This is a genomic window from Escherichia sp. E2661 (assembly GCF_004745185.1).
Classification (GTDB): Bacteria; Pseudomonadota; Gammaproteobacteria; order Enterobacterales; family Enterobacteriaceae; genus Escherichia.
Window position 1 is genome coordinate 18,388 of record NZ_PDIG01000010.1, and the last position, 23,019, is coordinate 41,406.

General features: G+C 50.2%; 17 protein-coding genes, 2 tRNA genes, 2 rRNA genes and 7 pseudogenes. 10 read left to right on the plus strand and 18 right to left on the minus strand.

The genetic code is table 11. The features are described 5' to 3' along the window. Positions 1-3: 3 nt before the first annotated feature. The 9 genes and pseudogenes from tssJ to tssH form a co-directional block, all read right to left on the minus strand. Entirely contained in the window at positions 4-537 is a 534-nt protein-coding gene (tssJ, locus tag CRI63_RS05470; RefSeq protein WP_130218544.1) for a type VI secretion system lipoprotein TssJ, read from the minus strand. A 67-nt stretch (positions 538-604) separates the two neighbouring features. Continuing rightward, positions 605-1,090, minus strand: a complete 486-nt coding sequence (locus CRI63_RS05475; RefSeq protein WP_000312804.1) for an Hcp family type VI secretion system effector — start codon at positions 1,088-1,090, stop codon at positions 605-607. Positions 1,091-1,269: 179 nt separating this feature from the next. Continuing rightward, positions 1,270-1,722: an STY0301 family protein gene (locus CRI63_RS24815; protein ID WP_135518759.1), complete on the minus strand. Its 453-nt coding sequence runs from the start codon at positions 1,720-1,722 to the stop codon at positions 1,270-1,272. Positions 1,723-1,734: 12 nt separating this feature from the next. Further along, entirely contained in the window at positions 1,735-2,142 is a 408-nt protein-coding gene (locus tag CRI63_RS05485) for a BPSL0067 family protein (protein WP_042102253.1), read from the minus strand. Positions 2,143-2,192: 50 nt separating this feature from the next. Further along, positions 2,193-3,708, minus strand: a pseudogene (tssC, locus tag CRI63_RS05490) (type VI secretion system contractile sheath large subunit). A gap of 24 nt (positions 3,709-3,732) precedes the next feature. After that, positions 3,733-4,277: pseudogene (gene tssB / locus CRI63_RS05495) on the minus strand (type VI secretion system contractile sheath small subunit). Positions 4,278-4,337: 60 nt separating this feature from the next. Then, positions 4,338-4,628: a hypothetical protein gene (locus CRI63_RS05500; protein ID WP_135518761.1), complete on the minus strand. Its 291-nt coding sequence runs from the start codon at positions 4,626-4,628 to the stop codon at positions 4,338-4,340. Positions 4,629-4,630: 2 nt separating this feature from the next. After that, a complete protein-coding gene (locus CRI63_RS05505; RefSeq protein ID WP_240725548.1) occupies positions 4,631-4,834 on the minus strand; it encodes a hypothetical protein in 204 nt (67 codons plus the stop codon). A gap of 12 nt (positions 4,835-4,846) precedes the next feature. Next, positions 4,847-7,481, minus strand: a pseudogene (tssH, locus tag CRI63_RS05510) (type VI secretion system ATPase TssH). Between the two features lie 332 nt (positions 7,482-7,813). Here tssH and tagK point away from each other — a divergent pair. The 6 genes and pseudogenes from tagK (at position 7,814) to CRI63_RS05540 (ending at position 13,986) form a co-directional block, all read left to right on the plus strand. Next, positions 7,814-8,728 carry a type VI secretion system-associated protein TagK gene (gene tagK / locus CRI63_RS05515; RefSeq protein ID WP_130218516.1) on the plus strand — a complete coding sequence of 305 codons (915 nt, stop codon included), beginning with the start codon at positions 7,814-7,816 and terminating at the stop codon, positions 8,726-8,728. Continuing rightward, positions 8,715-9,544, plus strand: a pseudogene (locus CRI63_RS05520) (type VI secretion system accessory protein TagJ). Before tagK ends, CRI63_RS05520 begins: the two are co-directional and overlap by 14 nt. Next, positions 9,541-10,035, plus strand: a complete 495-nt coding sequence (gene tssE / locus CRI63_RS05525) for a type VI secretion system baseplate subunit TssE (protein WP_130209743.1) — start codon at positions 9,541-9,543, stop codon at positions 10,033-10,035. Before CRI63_RS05520 ends, tssE begins: the two are co-directional and overlap by 4 nt. A gap of 15 nt (positions 10,036-10,050) precedes the next feature. Next, entirely contained in the window at positions 10,051-11,934 is a 1,884-nt protein-coding gene (gene tssF / locus CRI63_RS05530) for a type VI secretion system baseplate subunit TssF (protein ID WP_135518765.1), read from the plus strand. Further along, on the plus strand, positions 11,931-12,926 hold the full coding sequence (tssG, locus tag CRI63_RS05535) for a type VI secretion system baseplate subunit TssG (RefSeq protein WP_135406086.1): 996 nt from the start codon (positions 11,931-11,933) through the stop codon (positions 12,924-12,926). Before tssF ends, tssG begins: the two co-directional genes overlap by 4 nt. Before the next feature lie 10 nt (positions 12,927-12,936). Further along, positions 12,937-13,986, plus strand: coding sequence for a type VI secretion system ImpA family N-terminal domain-containing protein (locus CRI63_RS05540; protein ID WP_135518767.1), 1,050 nt, complete (start codon positions 12,937-12,939; stop codon positions 13,984-13,986). A gap of 148 nt (positions 13,987-14,134) precedes the next feature. Here the strand turns inward: CRI63_RS05540 and CRI63_RS05545 are convergent. After that, positions 14,135-14,211 (minus strand) — tRNA-Asp (locus CRI63_RS05545). Between the two features lie 132 nt (positions 14,212-14,343). After that, positions 14,344-15,074, minus strand: a pseudogene (gene dnaQ, locus CRI63_RS05550) (DNA polymerase III subunit epsilon). A gap of 64 nt (positions 15,075-15,138) precedes the next feature. Here dnaQ and rnhA point away from each other — a divergent pair. Further along, a pseudogene (gene rnhA, locus CRI63_RS05555) lies at positions 15,139-15,608 on the plus strand (ribonuclease HI). Here the strand turns inward: rnhA and CRI63_RS05560 are convergent. Next, positions 15,605-16,327: a class I SAM-dependent methyltransferase gene (locus CRI63_RS05560; protein ID WP_130224088.1), complete on the minus strand. Its 723-nt coding sequence runs from the start codon at positions 16,325-16,327 to the stop codon at positions 15,605-15,607. The pseudogene rnhA and the gene CRI63_RS05560 sit on opposite strands and share 4 nt — an antisense overlap. 33 nt (positions 16,328-16,360) lie before the next feature. On the opposite strand from CRI63_RS05560, the gene gloB reads away from it, so the two are divergent. Together gloB and mltD are read left to right on the plus strand one after the other, a co-directional pair. Then, a complete protein-coding gene (gloB, locus tag CRI63_RS05565; protein WP_135518769.1) occupies positions 16,361-17,116 on the plus strand; it encodes a hydroxyacylglutathione hydrolase in 756 nt (251 codons plus the stop codon). 71 nt (positions 17,117-17,187) lie between these two features. Beyond that, positions 17,188-18,546: a murein transglycosylase D gene (mltD, locus tag CRI63_RS05570; RefSeq protein WP_130218530.1), complete on the plus strand. Its 1,359-nt coding sequence runs from the start codon at positions 17,188-17,190 to the stop codon at positions 18,544-18,546. Positions 18,547-18,593: 47 nt separating this feature from the next. Here mltD and CRI63_RS05575 read toward each other — a convergent pair whose 3' ends face one another. After that, entirely contained in the window at positions 18,594-19,364 is a 771-nt protein-coding gene (locus tag CRI63_RS05575; protein ID WP_135518771.1) for a class I SAM-dependent methyltransferase, read from the minus strand. 76 nt (positions 19,365-19,440) lie between these two features. Next, positions 19,441-20,242: pseudogene (locus CRI63_RS05580) on the minus strand (endonuclease/exonuclease/phosphatase family protein). Positions 20,243-20,482: 240 nt separating this feature from the next. Here CRI63_RS05580 and yafC point away from each other — a divergent pair. Further along, positions 20,483-21,397 carry a DNA-binding transcriptional regulator YafC gene (gene yafC, locus CRI63_RS05585; RefSeq protein ID WP_135518773.1) on the plus strand — a complete coding sequence of 305 codons (915 nt, stop codon included), beginning with the start codon at positions 20,483-20,485 and terminating at the stop codon, positions 21,395-21,397. On the opposite strand, the gene dkgB is transcribed toward yafC, so the two are convergent. The 4 genes from dkgB to CRI63_RS05605 all read right to left on the minus strand — a co-directional run. Beyond that, complete coding sequence (gene dkgB / locus CRI63_RS05590; protein ID WP_135403857.1) at positions 21,394-22,197, minus strand: 2,5-didehydrogluconate reductase DkgB; 804 nt, start codon at positions 22,195-22,197, stop codon at positions 21,394-21,396. The genes yafC and dkgB overlap by 4 nt on opposite strands. Positions 22,198-22,359: 162 nt before the next feature. After that, positions 22,360-22,436, minus strand: a tRNA-Asp gene (locus CRI63_RS05595). 54 nt (positions 22,437-22,490) lie between these two features. Continuing rightward, a 5S ribosomal RNA gene (gene rrf, locus CRI63_RS05600) occupies positions 22,491-22,606 on the minus strand. Positions 22,607-22,703: 97 nt separating this feature from the next. Beyond that, positions 22,704-23,019 (minus strand): 23S ribosomal RNA (locus CRI63_RS05605); the annotation flags it as partial.

Genomic DNA, 23,019 nt, shown 5'->3' on the forward strand with positions numbered 1-23,019 from the left:
AATTTACTCATCCCGTTCTTTAATCACTATAGCGCTTTGCTCTATACCGGCATCCAGTTCGACTTTTTTCTTCGGCATAAAGCGGCTGTACCAGCTTTTTTCCGGGGGATCAGGAATTTTATACGTGGCCCGCCAGACTGATTTTCCCAGATTGCGATAGCCGGCGAGGATCCCCAGTGCCGTGGTTTCTTTATTGAGAGCACGACGCAGCTTTTTCTCCTCGCCCGGGCGCAAGATAAAGCTGTCGCGGTGGAGTAAATCATCGGCAAGAACAGCTTTGTCATTGTCCTGAAGGGACCACCAGTCCGCCGCTATGAAAGCTGCATCATTTTTCAGTTCATAAACGCGTATCTCTATGGGCGCGGCTTTTTTCTGATTGTCAGGATTCACCTTATCGGAAGCCTTAACCACCAGATCGAGTCTTTGTGACATCAGCTCCGGCACATCGTCGCTGTCAATGCTGCACCCGGAAAGCAGGCAGACAAAAGACAAAGCTACCGCACATAACCACCCACCGGGGTTACGCCATTTATTCACTGTAATTTCCTTTAAAATCAAATAATAAAAACCGGCCAGGCTATATACCTGGCCGGGAAAATATTGCTTAAATTTCTTTGTTAGCTTTGAAATCGTAACCTGCCGTGATAGTGCCGCCACTGCCACCCTGCTGGTTCTGCACCACGTATTCCTGCTTCACGGTGCTGAAAGATAGTTCGACTCTCTCGCGGGAGGCGATCTCACCCTCCTTACTACCACTGGGGGAAACAACAGCCACAATCAGGTCAGTGAAGGTATATTTGAGGTATTCCAGCGGATTGCCGCCTGCTTTGCGCATGACAAGGATGGACTTCGGAATATGCTTACCAGAGGCGCAGTATTTGAACAGGTTCGGGCTAGCGCGATCGATGTAATGTTCAAACTCCAGGTTAGTCACGGAGACTTTGCCAGATCCCAGACCGCTACCTGCGTGCATGGTGGACTCCTGGTGGATATTCCAGCGCCAGCTCAGCACCTCAATTTCATTTTTATGTTTGTCATCCATTGACTCGCCGTCAATGCCGTCAATTTTCAGAAAAATGTCATAAGCCATTTTCATTTCCTTATTAAGAATTACTTAAAATAATCCCTGGTTTATCTTCGCATATGAATTCAGGTAAACCATGGCCGTACAGAACCCCCTCTCCTTAATTTCAGAAGAATAGAAGGCTGTATAATTTCCGGTAATGAGATACCGGCACGTCATTAATTCACAAAATGAATGTATTACTTCTATTTACATGTCACAGATACCGATGACTCTCCTAGTACCCGCTGCCCCGGCAAAGAAGATGCCTGGCACTGTGTCGCCAATGCAGGGACCGGTTGTGATAACCAAACCTGTCCATGGTTATAAATACAGGAAACCCAGTAACGTTCACTATTCTGATTACTGGCCATTGTGGTATCCCATATTTGCCTGGTTTCACCCTTTATTGTCTCTGTCTCTGGTTTTAGATCCACCCGATTTTCAGGTTTTCCCTGCGACATCCCTACCCCGTCCAACCACAGACGGGGTTCATAGCGGGAAGATCTCTGCCACGATGCAGATATATCTGGCTCCAGTACTGTTGTTGAGGATTTTATATTGATAAACACGGGGCAACTGACTTCCCACGCAGTAACAAATTGTGAATAAAACAACATAAAACCCAACAACAGAGAAAAAATAAAACGTGTCCCCATTGAATCTATCCTCTACTCAATAATATAAAAAGCTTCCGCATTATTACTGGCATCAGGATATGTTCCATCGCTGCGCATTCCACCTTTTCGGGAAATAGGGCGTGCAGAGACTTTCGTGGTTTTACCTGTCCACTGGTCCATAACATAAATATACTGACTATCCTGTTCCAGATAGAAAGCGGCATGCTTATGCTCATTCTGCCTCGAGGGATACTTTCCGTTAACAAAAGTGGCAATTGCTGTTCCTCTGGGGATCGATTTATCCCCAAAAACCTTTCGCCCCTGCTTCCAGGCTCCAGTATTCCCCACATGTGCATATACCTGAACTAAGAACACACATTCCTTTCTGTCTCCTGCCCCCGCCATTCCCACCATGTCAGTGCCCTGCAATGAATCTACCAGTCCATAAACATATGCCATATATCCCCCAGAGTATTACCCGGCATCATTCATTAAAATATTCATAAAAATCAGGCATTACCCTGTTTTACTGACGGCAGTTTTGTCACCAGACGCAGTGATCCTGTTAACCCTTCAAGCTGAAAATGCGGGCGCAGGAAGAATTTGGCGTCGTAATAGCCCGGATTCCCCTCCACCTCTTCCACCACCACTTCGGCAGCTGCCAGGCGGGCGGCGAGTCTTGGTTTCCTGCGAGGAGTTCACCGGATCGGCATCAACGTAGTTCATGATCCATTCATTGAGCCAGCGCTGCATATCTTCACGCTCTTTGAACGAGCCGATCTTGTCGCGCACGATACATTTGAGGAAGTGCGCAAACCGTGAACAGGCGAACAGATATGGCAAACGAGCTGAGAGATTAGCGTTGGCCGTAGCGTCCGGATCGTAATACTCCTGCGGTTTTTGTAGAGACTGCGCGCCAATAAAGGCGGCGTAATCAGAGTTTTTGCGGTGGATAAGTGGGATAAAACCATTTTTCGCCAGTTCAGCTTCACGACGGTCAGAGATGGCAATTTCTGTCGGGCATTTCATATCCACGCCGCCATCATCGGTCGGGAAGGTATGACAGGGCAGATTTTCCACCGCTCCACCAGATTCCACGCCACGGATCAACGTACACCAACCGTAATGTTTGAAAGAACGGTTGATATTTACACCCATTGCATAGGCGGCATTGCTCCAGACATATTTGCTGTGGTCTGCGCCATCTGCATCTTCTTCAAAATCAAACTCATCGACAGGGTTTGTTTTCGCACCATAAGGCAAACGGGAGAGAAAACGTGGCATCGTCAGGCCAATGTAGCGAGAATCCTCACTTTTTCGCAGCGAGTTCCACGGTGCGTATTCGAGGTTTTGGGTCACAATTTTGGTCAGGTCACGCGGGTTAGCCAGTTCCTGCCAGGAGTCCATCTGTAACACTGACGGAGAGGCCCCGGCAATAAACGGCGCATGGGCTGAGGCTGCCACTTTGGCAATGGAGCCGAGCAGATCCACATCCGGTGGCGTGTGATCAAAATAATAATCCGCAATAATACAACCGTAAGGTTCTCCGCCTAACTGCCCATATTCGGCCTCATACAACTTTTTGAACATGGGGCTTTGATCCCACGCGATCCCTTTGTAACGCTTCATATTTTTCCGCAATTCATCCTTCGAAAGGTTCATAAAGCGGATTTTTAATTTTTCATCGGTTTCGGTGTTGTAAACCAAATGTTCCATCCCACGCCAGGAGGACTCCAGTTTCTGAAATTCCGGATGACTCAGGATTAGTTTGATCTGCTCAGTTAATTTGAAATCGATCTGCTCAATAATTGCAGCAATACTTTTATAAGCATCATCACTAACAGTGATCGTATTTGTCAGAGCCTGTTGGGCCAGCGTCTGAACTGCCGCCTCAACAGCCTTTGCAGCCTGAGGAGTCTTGGGACGGAAGGCTTTATCCAGCAGCGAATCAAATTCCGTTTCCTGATAGGCAGTGGTTTGCGCAGCAGAGAGGTCGCCAGTCGCCAGAAGAGTATCGTTTACCATGAAAGTTCCTTAATAAAATCGCAGTTAGTCTGCTGTTCCCGTTTCACCTGATAAGACACTTTCCTGTTGAGCGACAGGTTTTGGCGCGCTGGCCAGAGCTTTCAGTAACGTCGGGTCTTGTAATAGTTTATTGATCAGATTTTCAGCTCCCGCTTTACCATCCATATATGTTTGCAGGTTGGCAAGCTGTGTACGCGCTTCCAGCAGTTGGTTCAGGGCATCCACCTTACGGGCAATCTGCGCAGGCGAAAAATCGTCCATATTCTCCAGCGTGATATCGACCATTAACTGCCCTTCGCCCGTCAGCGTATTGGGGACAGCAAACGCCACGCGCGGCGCGATGGCTTTCATACGTTCATTAAAGTTATCGATATCAATATCAAGGAATTTACGGTCAGTGACCGATGGCAGCTCTTCACGTGGTTTACCGGCCAGATCGGCCAGCACTGCCATGACAAACGGCAGCTCGATTTTTTTCTCGGAGCCGTAAATCTCAACGTCATACTCAATCTGCACTCGGGGCGCTCGGTTGCGGGCAATAACTTCTGCGCGCTATTGTTGATAGCCATAATCCTTCATTTCCTTATCAGTCAGCCGACGACACCAGGGGAGTGGTCCGACGGTACAGTTTAAAAATCATACGCAGAGAGTATTTTTATAATCTCTTTGTTTTCTTTGTACTTTTCCCGCAGTACAGGGAGTGATTTCTTCGCCGGAGGACACCAGGTATCACCCCCCTTTTCGATGTCTCTTTTATCCTTCTCTGCTAAAGAACTGTCCCATTCACCAGCAAAATGCTGGCACATTTCCGCATTACTCAGAAAATGTTGCACATCCTGTGGTAAAGGCGGTTCCCCCTGAACACAGAAAGCGAACATCATTAACAGAAATGTCCACAACGCCGAATAACGAAAAGTCATATTTAATGTCCATCAATTGACCAGTGCATGAGATATGCTCTGGCAGGAGGACGATATGTTGCAGAAATACGGCCCCTCGAATGCGCATTACCAGACGCGTGCAAGAAATTATCAACCGATGCACGAAAAGCTCCCTGCAAATCATTGGTGGAAGAACTTCCAGTAAAGCGACTGACCCACAGTGCGCCACTTAATTCTTTTGCCATAAGGATGCTCCATTAATCCGTTTCAAAAATAACCTGTTCATCGTCATCAACACGAATGCGGATTTGCGTGATGGCCGTTTTCTCTGTCATCGCCTGCAACCAGTATCGGGACAGTTGTGGGAGGATATGTTGTTCGATATAGCCGATTAGCAAACGAGCGCCGGTTTCGTGCATCGGGCAGCGCGACACAATATGCGTAATCAGTTCATCGCCATACACCAGTGAAACGCCATGCTGCTCCGCCATCCGATCCATCAATCTGCCAAGATGCAGGCGGGCAATAACACCACGCGCCGTCTCATCCAGCGGTAAATAAGGAATAACCGTCACACGCCCCAAGAAAGCCGCCGGGAAGTGTTTGCGTAACTCTGGCATTAACGCCTCTTTTAACCCTGCCGAATCGGGCATCAGCGCCGGATCCTCACAGAGTTGGCTGATAAGTTCCGCCCCAGCATTAGTAGTCAACAATAACGTGGTATTTTTGAAATCGATGTGAACACCTTCGCCGTCCTCCATCGCTCCTTTATCGAATACCTGGTAGAACAACTCGTGGACGTCGTGATGGGCTTTTTCAATTTCATCCAACAGCACCACACTCCAGGGGTGACGGCGTACGGCTTCCGTCAGCACGCCACCTTCGCCATAGCCCACGTAGCCGGGCGGAGCCCCCTTCAGCGTGGAGACGGTGTGCGACTCCTGAAACTCGCTCATATTGATGGTGATCAGGTTCTGCTCACCACCGTAGATAGATTCCGCCAACGCCAGCGCGGTTTCGGTCTTACCGACACCAGACGGCCCGGCAAGTAAAAATACCCCTACTGGTTTACGCGGGTCACCTAAACCCGCCCGCGCGGTCTGGATACGCTCGCCAATCTGTGCCAGCGCGTCCATCTGTCCGGTAACACGCTGCGCCAGACGTGCGGGTAGTTCCAGAATCTGGCTGGCTTCATCTTTCACCATGCGGCCGGCGGGAATACCGGTCCAGTCGGAGACAATGGCGGCGACTACTGCCGCATTGACTTCCGGGAAAACGACGGGGTTTTCGCCCTGCCAACCTCTTAATGCCACTTCCGACTGTTGCAACGCGGTTTCGTCATGCTCGTCAGGTTCTGCTGAACGTTGTTTTTGTAAGGTATGAACCAACTCCAGTTCCTGCTGCCAGCGCTCTTCGGTGTCAGAAAGGTCTGTATTCAATGATGCGATCCGTGTCGCCAGTGTGTCGCCCCGCTCTGCGCGGATACCCATTTTTTGCTGCTTTAATAACAACTCCCGCTCCAGTTCGGCAGCGTTGAGCTGCTGACGCAAATACTGGACTTTCGCAGGCGGGGTATGGAGCGACAACGCCACACGGGCCGCCGCCGTATCCAGCAGACTAATGGCCTTATCCGGTAGCTGCCGGGCCGGAATGTAACGGTGAGAAAGCTGTACAGCGGCGCGCACGGCCTCATCAAGGATCAGGACGTCATGGTGTTTTTCCAGCGTGTTGACTAACCCGCGGACCATCTCAACAGCTGCAACCTCTTCCGGCTCTGCGACCTGTAACACCTGAAAACGCCGGGTCAATGCTGGATCTTTCTCAATATGCCGTTTGTACTCACTCCAGGTGGTTGCGCCGATGGTGCGCAGGCTGCCGCGCGCCAGCGCCGGTTTCAGCAGGTTGGCGGCGTCACCTGTACCGGATGAACCACCAGCGCCCACCAGGGTGTGAACTTCATCGACAAACAAAATCACCGGCTGCGGTGAGCGCGCAGCTTCTTCCAGCAGCGCCTTCAGACGGGATTCAAATTCGCCCTTCATGGACGCCCCGGCTAGCAACGCCCCGACATCCAGCGACAGCAGCCGTACATTACGCAATGAAGGCGGCACTTCACTCTTAACAATCGCCAGCGCGAATCCTTCCACCACTGCCGTTTTCCCAACGCCGGCCTCACCGGTTAGCAGGGGATTGTTCTGGCGACGACGCAGTAGAATATCCGTCATGGTACGGATCTCGTGCCCGCGACCGGTGACCGGATCGATACCACCTTCACGCGCCAGTGCTGTCATGTCCTGGCAGTATTTCGCCAATGCGGATTTGCTCCCGGCTGATTCGCTCGGAAATACCTGACTTGCTTCCCCCGGAACAGCAGAATTCAAATCCGAACCGTCATATGGCATTTCTGTTATTTCAGGAGATGATGTGATTAAAGATGGAAGAATATCTAACAATTCATCTACCGGCAGCGCAGCTAGTGGCGCACAGATCTTTTTTAACACTCGATATAATTCTGGTGTGGTTAACCAGGCAAGTAGTAACCAACCACTACGAATTTTTTTGATCACCAAAGCGGATACTTGCCAACATCCAGGCTTTCTCAACAGAAAGATCGATGTGGTGGGAAAAATCGCTAATTACACTCGCGCCGGAAGGTAATATATTCAATTGCTGAATTAACGCCGTCTCAACATCAGCAGAAGTTATTTGGTAATGTCGAAGTACATTGTGAATATCATTCTCTGGTTGTTGTATTAGCTGATGCAACCAATGTATCAGTTCGACATAAGGATTAGCGCGCAATTTACAGAACGTTGTCGCAGATTCTAAAGACCGAAATAAAGGTCTTGTTAGCTTTCCATATAGTGCACTGCGTGAAACAGGAGTGTCCATCTGTTACACCTAATGATGTAAAAACATATAAATGATACATAAATATAAATGTACCGATTAAGATTTCTAATTAATAGAATTATCAAAATCTCAGATTGAAACAATGATGCATATCACAGAATGCAATGTAATATAACGGTTAGTATCTTTTTTATGATGATTTTCAATACAAGAAGTTAATTGAATTCATATCATGAATATATATCAACAATAATCACCATTATATATTTACGAGAAAATTAATATTGATAAAGCAAATTAATCAGCGTTACTTATCTAAAAAAATAAAAATAAATACTCTATTAAAAAAACACTCTATACAGTGATACGTAATGAAACAAATTATTACCTGGGGACTGCAAAAAATACAGGGGCACGGCGTTACCGATGGCACCATTTACGCCACTGCAGGAACACAGATTATCTTCACAGTCAAAGCGCCATGGAGCCCTGTTTTTGATGTGGGTGAGGATACAAAGATTGCTCTCAGCCTGACTCGCCACGAAGAGGCATGGTGGATAATCAATCTGTCCGATGAATATTGTTGCACGGTAAATGACCTGATTGTGGAGCCACATCACCGTATGCGCCTGAATGAAGGGGACCTGATTGAATGGGGGTTATCTTCCTGGTGTCTAGTCCGGGACAATCCGATGTCTCCTGAGCCATGCGAGAAAAAAACGGCACTGCAACCTGTCATTTCGCCTGAAACAATAACCGAATATCTCGATCTCGACTGGTTTCGACAACAACAACAGCAGCAGCAAAATCCGTTCGATATTATTCCGGTTCATGGCGCAGTTGCTACTGAAGGCACCCCAGATTCAGATACCCCACTAACCTTGCTTTATCAGGAATACCGCCAGGCGTTGTTGTCTCCTGAACAAGATATTCATCGTCATGCCGATCCTTTCCCCCTTAATGGAGAGGGTGGCACGCAGGAGTTGTCTTCATTGCGTGATCTGGTCACTGAAGCCGATACATTACAGGATATGGTCACTGGCGGGTTAAGTATTGACGCTATTCTCGATGTACTGGATGCCACCGGTGAAGGAGAAACTACCTGGCCTACCAAAAAGACTCCTCCTGATATCCTGCATCTGCTTTCTCCTGAATACAAACCGGAGGCAGTGCATAACGCCATTCTGCCCGATCTGACGCAGCGAGAGCACCGTGTCATCGGCATTGACAGCCATTACCGGATAAACCCGGCACAACACGGAGATATCACTCATGACAAACAATAACGTGCTACCGGCTACCTTGTCGGCGCTGCTGCGAGACTATTCCGTGGCGGAGGGCATTCAACTGGCGGAACACCAGGTAAAGATGCACCCGGCACAGGCTTCACGTCGGCACAGCCTGTTTCAGTTATTGTGCGCAATCGGTGACTGGTCGCGGGCGCTGCAACAAATTCAACTGTGCGCCCGAGTGGACGCAAATTATGCTCGCGAGGCACAGGTATTTGGCGAGCTGATCCGCTGTGAAATATACCGTCACTCCTGCTTTCAGGGCGAACAGCGTCCCGGTTTTATTCTCCCACCACTCGCCTGGATGGAGGATTTACTGGCTGCTCTCGCCTGTACGCCCGCGGCGAAGTGCAGGAAGCCGATGCCAACCGCAGCCACGCGCTTGAAGCTATAACAGACACCACCGGGCAGTGGAATGGCGGCGTATTCGACTGGATAAGCGACAGTGACTCGCGTACCGGCCCGGTGCTGGAACTGGTCGCTGGTGGCGTGTATATCTGGCTGCCATTTTCGCAAATTCGTTCACTGAAATCCCCCCTGCCGGCTAATCTGACAGATCTAATCTGGAAACCCGTCAATATCACACTTCACAACGGCGACACACACAGCGCCTGGCTGTTTCCTCGCTACAGTGGTTCTGAAAGCGCTGCTGACGCCTTGCGTCTGTGCCGGGAAACCACCTGGCAGGATGGGCCAGGAGAAACTCTGGTTACGGCGTTAGGACAAAAAATGTGGCTCACCAGCCACGGCGATATCAGCCTGCTGGATATGACCTCTTGTACCTTTAATACACCCAAAAGCAGTGACGCATGAGCGCCTCTCGCTTGCGCCAAAGCAACCACCTGATGCCTACATTGTTTGATCGACTTTGTGACGATGCCCCACAGCAGAAGCGCGATCACGATATCAGCGTCAGTTCAGTCCAGTTCAAGGAGATCATCCGCCGGGATTTATCATTTTTACTCAACACCGTCAGTCATGAAGATGATATTGATGCCACTCGCTACCCAGAGGCGGCAGCTTCTGTTCTGAACTACGGCCTGCCTCCACTGGCAGGCAGCTTTCTGTATGAACACAAGTGGGACGATATCCGCAGGGCTATTTTACGCACGATTACTCGATTTGAACCCCGGCTGAAAGCATCCACCCTGCAAATAATTCCACTACAGGATGAACAACGCCAGAGTGGCCATAACACATTACAGTTTGAAATTCGTGGCGAAATCCTTACGCAGCCGTATCCGACGGCATTCCGGGTACGCAGCGCGCTGGATATGGAACAGAGCCGCATTACGTTTTTTTAATATAGAGGGTGACCGATGGATCCACGGCTACTGGAATACTATAACCGCGAACTGAGCTACCTGCGTGAAACGGGAGCCGAATTTGCCGCACGTCATCCCAAAGTCGCCGCCCGGCTGGGAATGCAGGGAACGGATATTGCCGATCCGTATGTGGAGCGGATGGTTGAGGCCTTCAGCTTCCTGACTGCCCGTACGCAGCTTAAAATTGACGCTGAATTTCCGCGTTTCACCCAGCGCCTGCTGGAGGTCGTCAGCCCCAATTATGTTACTCCCACGCCCTCAATGAGCGTGGCACAGTTGCATCCCGATCCGGAAGAAGGCGATTTGGCAAAAGGATTCACCGTCCCACGCGACACCGCTTTTTTTTCCGCCATTTCGGAAGGCGAAAGTACCGCCTGCCAGTTTCGCAGCAGCCAGGATGTGACGCTGTGGCCGCTCACCATCGAAGAGGTGCGCCTGACCGCCGCTCCACCGGATATGCCAGCTCTGCATCGCTACCTACCTACCAACATTCATGTCGCCGGTGCGCTGCGTATTACTCTGCGCACCTTCGGTGAACTGACGTTTAGCCAACTTGCCGGGCTGGACAGGCTGCCGCTATATCTCTGCGGCGAGGAACGCACAGCCTCTCACTTGTTCGAACTTCTGCATACCAGTTCCATTGCCACACTGGCAGGCGTTCCGGGTCATTTTGACGGCGTACTGGATGTAAATCTGAAACAGCCAGTTACCTACGAGGGGCTGGAACCAGGTCAGGGACTGCTGCCACTGGCCTGGAACGTATTTCACGGTCATAACCTGCTGCATGAATATTTTGCATGTCCGGAACGCTTTTATTTTTTCACCCCGGCAGGTCTGTCTGCCGGGTTACAGAAAATTAACGGCGGCGTGGCGGAGATTGTGATCTTACTAAACCACCTGCCGCCGGACTGGCTGATCCACCAGACAAATGCGTCACAGTTCAGCCTGTTCTGCACCCCGGTTGTTAACCTTTTTCCCCGCGTCACCGCCCGAATCGACGTCACCCACAGCTCGACAGAGCAGCACCTTGTGGTGGACAGGACCCATCCACTGGATTATGAGGTGTTCTCGGTCCAGGAAGTGGAAGGGCTGGAAACCGACACTACACGGAAAATGACCTTTCGCCCGCTCTACCACACCCGCAATAACGATGAAGGCAACCACGGGCGCTATTTTTCCCTGCGCCGGGAGCCGCGTCGGTTGTCGGAAAACGCCCGCCGCTACGGCACCCGCAGCCCCTATACGGGATCGGAAGTGTTCCTGTCACTGGTTGACCAATATGAAGCGCCATACCCGGAAAATCTGCGCCATATCACCATCACGGCCATGGTCACCAACCGCGATCTCCCCTGCCTTATTGCACGCAATGGCTGGGACGATCTGACCGTGGATGCGGCCATCCCGGTGGCGGGCGTGGGACTTATTCGCCCGCCTCGTCCGCCGCAGCATCCACTGGCGGAACGTGAAATGGCCTGGCGGTTGATCCGCCAGTTATCCTTTAATTATCTGCCGTTGGCCGATCTGGATCACCGTACCGGCGGTCAAGCGCTACGCGATCTGCTTAACCTGTTTATTCCGGCGCATGACAGTCCGCAATCACGACAGGTACGCAGCCTGATTGGCTGCAAAACAACGCCGGTCACCCGCCGTCTGCCGGGTTCCGGGCTGCTGGTCTATGGTCGCGGCGTCTGTTGTGAGCTGACGGTGGATGAAGAAGGTTTTTCTGGCATCAGTCCGTATCTGTTCGGCCTGGTGCTGGAACACTATATCGCCCGTCATGTTTCCATTAATACCTTCTCGCAGATGACGCTGCACAGTATGCAGCGCGGCAAAATTATAACCTGGCCGGTCAGGGCCGGACAGCGGGGAAGTGTATGAACGGCGATTTCACTCAGGCGCAGGGAATGCCCTGGCGTTACGGTTTTCTGAACCTGATGCGCCGCGTGAATGTACAGTTGTGTACCGTCCCTGCAGGTAGTGCCTGGCAGCCACGAATGGAAAAATTCCGCCTCGGGCAAACACCTGCGCTGACTTTTGCACCACGGGAAATCGCCAGTGTAAGCTGGCAGGAAGGGCGCCTGCACGTCAGTCTGTACAGCCTCGGGCTGTGGGGGCCGAATGGCCCGCTGCCGCTGCACTACACCGAGCTGGCGCGTAACCGGACCGAAAGCTACCGCGATCCGACGCTAACCTGTTTTACTGACCTTTTTCATCACCGCTGGCTGACCCAGTTTTATCAGGCCTGGCGCAGCGCCCAGTCAGCTGGAGGTGGTCTGGATAAACCGAAATATGACCGATTTGCCTTTTATATCGCCAGCCTCAGCGGGCAAGATTTGCGAGAAAGTGTAGACAGCCCGCTACCGGATCACGTTCGCCTGGCGGCATCGGCTCATCTGGCGCGCGAATCACGCAATCCAGACGGGCTGGCTGCCACGCTGGCGCACTATTTCGGCGTGCCTTTCCGGATACAGGAATATGTCCTGCACTGGATACCCGTGGCAGATGATGAAATTACCCGGCTGGGGACACCAGCCCTTTCTTCCATCATTGGCAACGGCGCACTCATCGGTCAGGCCGTACCGGACATGCAGTATAAGTTCAGACTGGTGATTGGCCCACTGACGCTGGCCGATTATCAACGCTTCCTGCCTGGCGGCAACAACCTGCCCGTATTGACGGAATTGGTTCGCGCCTTTACCGGGTTTGAATACTGCTGGGAAATTGAGCTACAGCTAAAACCACACGCCGCTCCTCCTGCCGTTACCGGCGGCCCATATCAGTTAGGCTGGACCGCCTGGGCTGGAAAAGCCATGCACGACGATCCGGTGACAGGCATGATTTTCGAACCTGAGCACTATCTGGCGCACTAAGGATAATTTAATGGATACATCTCTGTCAGACCCTATTTCGGCCGAACGCCCCTGTGGCCCGGATCTGGAATATGATCCGGAATACCTGCTGCTGTTCACCCGCGCTGCACCGCGTGAAGAAGCGCAATATGGCGATTTTGTCAGTACGCCGGAAACCATTAACTGGGCAGAACTCGAGCGAGACGCTCGCCGCCTGCTGACACGAAGCAAAGATATCCGAATCCTGGTGATTCTACTGCGCTGCCGTATCCAGCAGGCCGGAGCCAGAGGACTGGCAGAGGCACTCACGCAACTCGAAACGCTGTGCAGCTTGTACCCGGATACCATCCATCCACAACTGCTTGCAACTGAAGATATCACCGCCGAAGATGCGGCAGTGGCGCGCAGCAACGCACTATCGGCGTTGCTGGACCACGAAGGCGTAATGGCGGATATCCGAGGCATTACGCTGTCAAATAATGCCGCTTTGCGCCTCCAGGTACGAGATGTGGAACGCTCGTTGTCTGCATCACGCCCGGCGGATGCCCTGGCGCCGGAATCGGTACGTCAGCAATTGGCCGATCTGGAAGCTCGCGGTGTACTGCCGCTAGACGCTTTTCGCCAGGCCGCTGAAAACACTGAGCGACTGCAACGCCATGCGCGTAAAATGCTGAATGACCATGCTCCGGACTTTTCGAGGCTTACGCAACTGCTGACCCTGTTACCGGGAGCGGTGCAATCAACCACGCCAGAGATCCCATCACAGGAAACATTGGTTGTTCATCAGGAGCATGTCTCCATCAATAATACTGAAACGATACAAGCAGAGTATGTTGCACCACTCGAAGATATACCTGCTGAAAAGACCGGAAAGGTCTGCGCAGAACAAAGGCAAATTAGCGACCGGAACGATGCACTGGAACGTTTGAGAGTTATACATCGCTGGTTTGAGTATAGTGAGCCGAGCAGTCCGACTATTCCCTTGTTGCGTCAGGCAGAGCGTCTGGTCGGAAAACGCTTCTCGGAAGTAATAAATGAAATTCCAGCAGAATTACTGGAGAAATGGGATGCGTTGGAATAACAGAAATGGCCAGAATTTATAATAGCTGGTCATTATATGATGTGACAGTTTTTTAGATTATATCTATTTGCCTTCAGGGGTGACAAACTCTCCTGAAGGCAAAAACGACGAAATCCTGAATCATTACTGACTCAGGCTTTCTGAATATTGGCGGAACGGACGGGACTCGAACCCGCGACCCCCTGCGTGACAGGCAGGTATTCTAACCGACTGAACTACCGCTCCGTGTTGTGTTCCTTTGGGAACGAGGCGAATATTACGGATTGCCTCAGCCTTCGTCAACGATTTTTCTCATCTTTTGAATCGTTTGCTGCAAAAATCGCCCAAGTCGCTATTTTTAGCGCCTTTCACAGGTATTTATGCCCGCCAGAGGCAGCTTCCGCCCTTCTTCTGCACCAGATCGAGACGGGCTTCATGTGCTGCAAGCTCTTCATCTGTTGCAAAAACAACGCGTAACTTACTTGCCTGACGTACAATGCGCTGAATTGTTGCTTCACCTTGCTGCTGTTGTGCCTCTCCTTCCATCGCAAAAGCCATCGACGTTTGACCACCGGTCATCGCCAGATAAACTTCCGCAAGGATCTGGGCATCGAGTAATGCCCCGTGCAGCGTTCGTTTACTGTTATCTATTTCGTAGCGAGCACATAATGCATCGAGGCTGTTGCGCTTACCGGGAAACATTTTCCTCGCCACCGCAAGGCTATCGGTGACCTTACAGAAGGTATTCGTCTTCGGAATATCGCGCTTAAGCAACGAAAACTCGTAGTCCATAAAGCCGATATCGAACGCTGCGTTATGGATAACCAGCTCCGCGCCGCGAATATAGTCCATGAACTCATCGGCTACTTCGGCAAACGTGGGCTTATCGAGCAAAAATTCATCGGCAATACCATGTACGCCAAAGGCTTCCGGATCCACCAGCGATCGGGTTTGAGATAAACATGGAAGTTATTGCCCGTCAGTCGACGGTTCACCACTTCAACGGCACCAATCTCAATGATCTTGTGGCCTTCATAGTGCGCGCCAATCTGGTTCATACCGGTGGTTTCGGTATCGAGAACGATCTGGCGTGTAATTGCAGTGCTCATAGCGGTCATTTATGTCAGACTTGTCGTTTTACAGTTCGATTCAATTACAGGAAGTCTACCAGAGATGCTTAAACAGGTAGAAATTTTCACCGATGGTTCGTGTCTGGGTAATCCTGGACCTGGGGGTTACGGTGCTATTTTACGCTATCGTGGACGCGAAAAAACTTTTAGCGCTGGCTACACCCGCACCACCAACAACCGTATGGAGTTGATGGCCGCTATTGTCGCGCTGGAAGCGTTAAAAGAACACTGTGAAGTCATTCTGAGTACCGACAGCCAGTATGTCCGCCAGGGGATCACCCAGTGGATCCATAACTGGAAAAAAACGTGGCTGGAAAACAGCAGACAAAAAACCAGTAAAAAAATGTCGATCTCTGGCAACGTCTTGATGCTGCGTTGGGGCAGCATCAAATCAAATGGGAATGGGTAAAAGGCCATGCCGGTCATCCAGAAAACGAACGTTGCGATGAACTGGCTCGTGCCGCGGCAATGAATCCCACACTGGAAGATACGGGCTACCAAGTCGAAGTTTAAGCCTGTGGTTTACGAAATTGCCGGGTGGCGCCGACCGCCTGGCGAATTCGCGGTTTGTTTTTGCTCTGTTTCATCGGGTTGAGCGTTAAAGGAATAGTCCGTTTCCGGGCAACGATAAGTTGTAAGCAACCAAGCGCAGGAATATGCGCGCTCAATAGTTTTCCACCATGTTTATTCCACGGGAGAACGTGGAAACGGCTGGCGTGTAGCACTTCAAAATTCAACAAAGAGAGCCAGTCCAGTTGCCGCATCAAGGTAAACATCCGGCTGTTATAAGGCGATGTTTTTCGCAAGACTGGCACAAGTTTACGTAATCCCATTAAACTGATGGGATTGAAGCCACTAATGACCAGCCAGCCATCATCAATCAATACCCGATCGGCTTCACGCAACAAACGATGCGGATCGGTGCACCATGGCAGCGTATGCGCCAGTAGACAAACATCGACGGATTTATCGGCAAAAGGAAGATGAAGTGGGTCCGCCTGCACCTGTACGGGCATTCCTTGCGCAGAAACATTCACTTGATGAGAAACCGCGCACGCTTCGCAATTGATTTCTGCGCTTAAATTGCCAATCTTAAGCAGATGAAAACCATACATTTTCGTGAACCATGGGTTGAGCTGGCGCTCCAGCGCCTTGCGATAAAGCTCTCCCCAGGGCAAATCGCCCCAGCAATCAGGAGCCACGACTGTTTGAGGGTTCCTTGCCGGTTTCATCACAACCTTCCGTTTCACACTGAGAGGTAATATATGAATCTTAACAGTATTCCTGCCTTTGATGACAATTACATCTGGGTTTTGAATGATGAAGCAGGCCGTTGCCTGATTGTCGATCCTGGAGAAGCGGAGCCGGTAGTAAAGGCCATTGCCGCCAATAACTGGCAACCGGAGGCCATATTTCTCACCCACCATCACCAAGATCACGTTGGCGGCGTAAAAGAACTGGTGGAAAAGTTTCCGCAAATTGTGGTCTACGGTCCACAAGAGACACAAGATAAGGGAACAACGCAGGTAGTCAAAGATGGTGATACTGCCTTCGTTTTGGGGCATGAATTTAGTGTAATTGCTACACCAGGTCACACTTTAGGACACATCTGTTACTTCAGCAATCCTTATCTATTTTGCGGTGATACTCTTTTCTCTGGTGGCTGCGGGCGATTATTTGAAGGTACAGCTTCTCAAATGTATCAATCACTTAAAAAATTAAGTGCTCTACCTGACGATACACTGGTATGTTGTGCTCATGAATATACTTTATCAAATATGAAGTTTGCCTTGAGTATTCTTCCGCACGATTTGTCCATAAATGATTATTATCGTAAAGTTATTGAGTTACGGGCAAAAAATCAAATTACACTCCCCGTAATTCTGAAAAATGAGCGGAAAATTAATGTTTTTTTAAGAACAGAAGATATTGATTTAATTAATGTAATTAATAAAGAAACATTATTGCAACAACCTGAGGCGCGTTTTGCCTGGTTAAGGTCAAAGAAAGATAGATTCTGATAAAACTTTCTTGTCATCGGCTTCGTTCGCCGTTATGATCGGTCGTCTTTTAAGCAACTATTGACACACACATGAAGGCAAAAGCGATATTACTCGCCTCTGTCCTGCTCGTGGGTTGCCAGAGTACCGGTAACGTCCAACAGCACGCACAGAGCCTTTCTGCAGCTGGTCAAGGGGAAGCAGCAAAGTTTACAAGTCAGGCACGATGGATGGACGATGGGACGTCTATCGCGCCAGATGGTGACTTGTGGGCTTTCATTGGCGACGAGCTAAAGATGGGAATTCCGGAAAATGACCGGATTCGCGAACAGAAACAGAAATATTTACGCAATAAGAGCTATCTCCACGATGTAACTTTACGGGCAGAGCCGTATATGTACTGGATAGCCGGGCAAGTTAAAAAACGTAACATGCCTATGGAACTGGTACTACTACCCATAGTGGAGAGCGCTTTTGATCCTCACGCGACGTCTGGCGCCAATGCCGCAGGCATCTGGCAGATCATTCCGAGCACGGGGCGCAATTATGGTTTGAAACAGACTCGCACTTATGACGCGCGTCGCGATGTTGTTGCTTCAACAACCGCCGCGCTGAACATGATGCAACGTCTGAACAAGATGTTTGACGGCGACTGGCTTTTGACCGTAGCGGCTTATAATAGCGGCGAAGGTCGGGTCATGAAGGCAATTAAAACGAACAAAGCACGTGGGAAATCCACGGACTTTTGGTCGTTACCGTTGCCGCAGGAAACGAAGCAGTACGTGCCTAAAATGCTGGCATTGAGCGATATTCTCAAAAACAGCAAACGTTATGGCGTACGTCTGCCGACGACCGATGAAAGCCGTGCTCTGGCGCGTGTACACCTGAGTAGCCCGGTTGATATGGCGAAGGTTGCAGATATGGCGGGAATTTCCGTCAGCAAGCTGAAGACATTCAACGCTGGCGTGAAAGGCTCCACGCTGGGCGCAAGTGGCCCGCAGTACGTGATGGTGCCAAAGAAGCATGCAGATCAACTGCGTGAATCTCTGGCTTCCGGCGAAATTGCTGCTGTACAGTCGACACTGGTTGCCGACAATACGCCGCTTAACAGTCGCGTTTACACCGTTCGTTCTGGCGACACGCTTTCAAGTATCGCTTCACGTCTCGGCGTAAGCACCAAAGATTTGCAGCAGTGGAATAAACTGCGCGGATCTAAGCTGAAACCAGGCCAAAGTCTGACGATTGGCGCAGGTAGTAGCGCACAGCGGCTGGCAAACAACAGCGATAGCATTACGTATCGTGTGCGCAAAGGCGATTCGCTTTCAAGCATTGCTAAACGCCACGGCGTGAACATCAAAGATGTGATGCGCTGGAACAGCGACACTGCGAATCTGCAACCAGGCGATAAGCTGACGTTGTTTGTGAAAAACAACAACATGCCAGATTCCTGACAAACCAGATAATAAAAAGGCACCGATTCCCCCGGTGCCTTTTTTATTTATACCGCTTTATGTGCTTCTACCATGATGATATCACTGGTGAAAGAGCCGTCATTCTGTAAGGCAAAATACGTTTTCACCTCTGTCGATGCGCTCTGTTGGTAAATGCGAATAGCGTCTACTAATGCTTCTGGCGTACGCATTCTGGCGCCCCATGAAGAAAATTCCAGCGGTAACTTATCTGTAATTAAATTATCAACTATCAGATTGGCTTCATTGATTAACGTCAACCACTCACCGCTGGCGTAGTTTCGTACGTGAGAGGTATCGCGTAATGCTTCTACCGTCTGTAACCAGATGTCGCGCACTGGGTGACCCGGAGACATTACGTCCATCACAATCAGCCTACCGCTGGGTTTCAATATCCGATTCACTTCACGCAGTGTTGCACCAACATCATGCCAGTGATGGGCAGAATAACGGCTGATAACAATATCAAATGCGTTATCGGCAAATGGCAGACTTTCGGCATATCCCTGGCGGGTGGTGATATTTTTCAGGTGCCGGGCTTCGGCAGCTTGTGCCACGACATCCAGCATTTGGGCAGATAAGTCATACGCCACCACCGCGCTCACGTTTTGCGCAGCGACAAAGCTGGCATGCCCAGCTCCGCAGCCCATATCAAGTACATTTGCATCAGGATAATCAGCCAGACGCACCGCCAGGCGCTGTAAATCTCGCCCGGATGCATGTACGGTACTGGTTAAATACTCACTGGCCTGCGAGCTAAACTGCTTTTCTACGTGGTCATGGTGGGATTGTATTGTCATTGCGCTGTCCTTTTGTTGTTTGAGTATAAAGGGCAGCGCCAAACGTTGGTCTGCCCTGTGGCAGACCTGACATACCTTATTTATCAGGCTTGCCGGGACTGAATTCAACGAGTAGCGGATTGTGATCGGAAGCGCGCGTAACCAGTACAGAAGCTTCGCTGACGTTAAGACCACGGTAGAAAAACAAAATCGAGCGGGCGACCAAACGCCCGACGGCGCTGATCATCGGTAAAACGCACCTGGCGCAGCGACATTTCCCGCGCAAAGCGATATAGCGCGTTCATCCTTCTACGGCTCCAGGCATTGAAATCTCCCGCCATAATGACCGGGCCGCTGTGATGGGCAATCTGATCGCCAATAGGAAGCAACTGCTTACTGTAAACATCTACGCCCAGACTAAAGTTGACGGCGTGAATATTGACGACCATCAACAGGCGGGTATCAGGTAATGGGTAGACCGTCACCAGCGCTGATTTCGCCAGACGTAAAATAGGTTCACGTTCGCGTAACGGGCAGCAATAAATAGGATGCGCCGCCGAAAGGGTCATGACACCGGAAGGATGCTGCGGCAGCACGAAAGCGGGTACCTGATCGGCAGCAAGATAGTTAGCAGTCGCAAACTGTACTAACTCTGGCGTTGTCTGCGCTTCCTGCAATAACACCAGATGTGCATCTTTGCCGTAGTTCTTTAATACCGACAACCATTCAGCGCGTTGCTGTTTGTATATGTTCCACACCAGGATCCGAATACGCTCTTCGGTACTTAACGGTTCTCCGGGTGGTAATGCCTGGCCGATGCTCGCAAAAGACCCCGGCGGTAAGATCCTTTCCGCAGGTTGTCCGGCAACATAGCGCATGGCATAGGTGTTTTTTCGCACTTTTGACTTTGAAACCTCTATTACGTCACCCCTTCCTCACTCGGGAGGGTTCTACTGTTATAGGGATTTTAGCTCACTCTTTCAACGAGCAATTGTATATTGTTATGTAAGCAAGTGCTTACACCGGTCAGAATTTTGCTCATTATTGAGAACATTAAATCGGATGACATATCACATATCCTGATGGTTTAATGACAAATTAATTCAAAATATCTCTTCTATTTTGCAACAGGAGCAAAAATGAAAGCCACGTCGGAAGAACTCGCCATTTTTGTTTCGGTCGTCGAAAGCGGCAGTTTTAGCCGGGCAGCGGAACAATTAGGGCAAGCAAACTCAGCGGTAAGCCGGGCGGTGAAAAAGCTGGAGATGAAACTCGGCGTTAGCCTGCTTAATCGGACCACGCGACAACTTAGCCTGACGGAAGAAGGCGAGCGTTATTTTCGTCGCGTGCAGTTGATTTTGCAGGAGATGGCTGCGGCAGAATCAGAAATTATGGAGACGCGTAATACACCGCGTGGACTGTTACGGATCGATGCCGCGACGCCAGTGGTGCTGCACTTTCTGATGCCGTTGATTAAGCCTTTCCGTGAACGCTATCCGGAAGTCACTTTATCGCTAGTCTCCTCCGAAACGATTATTAATTTGATCGAAAGAAAAGTAGATGTCGCGATACGCGCCGGTACGTTAACGGATTCCAGCTTACGTGCCAGGCCGTTATTTAACAGTTATCGAAAAATTATCGCCTCCCCTGATTATATTTCCCGCTACGGGAAGCCAGAAACGATCGACGATTTAAAGCAACATGTTTGTCTTGGATTCACTGAACCCGCTTCCCTCAATACCTGGCCGATAGCCTGTAGTGATGGACAATTACATGAGGTGAAGTACGGTTTGTCATCCAATAGTGGGGAAACACTGAAACAGCTTTGCCTGAGTGGCAACGGGATTGCGTGTTTGTCCGATTACATGATCGACAGAGAAATCGCTCGCGGAGAATTGGTGGAGTTAATGGCAGATAAAGTGTTGCCAGTTGAAATGCCATTCAGTGCAGTCTATTACAGCGACCGTGCGGTAAGTACGCGCATCCGGGCTTTTATCGATTTCCTTAGCGAGCATGTAAAAACAGCTCCCGGAGGAGCTGTCAGAGAGACTTAATCCCATTCAGGAGCCAGACCTTCCGGGCTAACCAGGCGGTCGTTGCAATCCAGTGCGGCGATCGCTTTTTTATCTTCGGCATCAAGCTGTAAATTTTGTGCCTTAAGATTACTCTCCAGGTTTTCACGTTTAGTAGAAGAAGGAATTACGGAGTAACCTTCCCCCATCGCCCACGTCAGAATCACTTGTGCCGGGGTCGCATTGTGTTTAGCTGCAATACGAGCAATAACCTCATCTTTCAGTGCCTTACCATAAGCCAGCGTCATATAGGAAGTGATATGAATGCCGTGCTGTTTGGCCCAATCAACCACTTTACGGTTTTGCAGATAAGGAGAGAGTTCAATCTGGTTGGTGGCGATGTTTTCAGCGCCAACAGCAGCAATCGCTTTTTCCATCAATGGGATCGTGAAGTTGGAAATACCGATCTCACGCGTCAGCCCTTGTTTTTTGGCTTCCAGCAGCGCCTGCATAAACTCTTCAACAGAGACTTCATCGTTTGGTGACGGCCAGTGGATTAGCGTCAGATCAACATAATCAGTACGCAATTTTTGCAGGCTCTCTTTCAGACTCGGGATCAATTTGTCTTTGCTGAGATTTTCAATCCAGATTTTAGTGGTGATGTAGAGTTCATGACGTGGCACGCCACTTTCTGCAATCGCCTGACCTACTGCGGCTTCGTTATCATAGATTTGTGCGGTATCAATTGCGCGATAACCAAGTTCAAGCGCCGTTTTCACAGATGAAATAACAACGTCGTCTTTGAGACGGAAAGTACCTAAACCAAATGCAGGGATAGCCATAATATGCCTCTTTTAATGCTATTTTCGTTAACTAAGGTGATTATGAGCTTTAGACTGTTGCGGAAAAAGGGCGTAAAACGCAGAGGATTTTTGCGATTTTGGCAATAATAGAAATACAGACGAAAAAAAACCTCGAGCGTTAACTCGAGGCTTCTTAATAAGTGGCGGAACGGACGGGACTCGAACCCGCGACCCCCTGCGTGACAGGCAGGTATTCTAACCGACTGAACTACCGCTCCACCGAATTCTTTTACAACCACCGGTTTTATGACCGGCTTACTGCTTAATTTGATGCCTGGCAGTTCCCTACTCTCGCATGGGGAGACCCCACACTACCATCGGCGCTACGGCGTTTCACTTCTGAGTTCGGCATGGGGTCAGGTGGGACCACCGCGCTAGTGCCGCCAGGCAAATTCTGTTTTATTAACCCGCTTACGCCGGTTAATCTAATCTGTTATCAAGCTTACTTATCGATGTCTCTTCCGCCAAAACATCTTCGGCGTTGTAAGGTTAAGCCTCACGGTTCATTAGTACCGGTTAGCTCAACGCATCGCTGCGCTTACACACCCGGCCTATCAACGTCGTCGTCTTCAACGTTCCTTCAGGAGACTTAAAGTCTCAGGGAGAACTCATCGTCGGGGCAAGTTTCGTGCTTAGATGCTTTCAGCACTTATCTCTTCCGCATTTAGCTACCGGGCAGTGCCATTGGCATGACAACCCGAACACCAGTGATGCGTCCACCTCCGGTCCTCTCGTCACGTAGGACGCAGCCCCCCTCACGTTCTCCAGCGCCCACGGCAGATAGGGACCGAACTGTCTCAC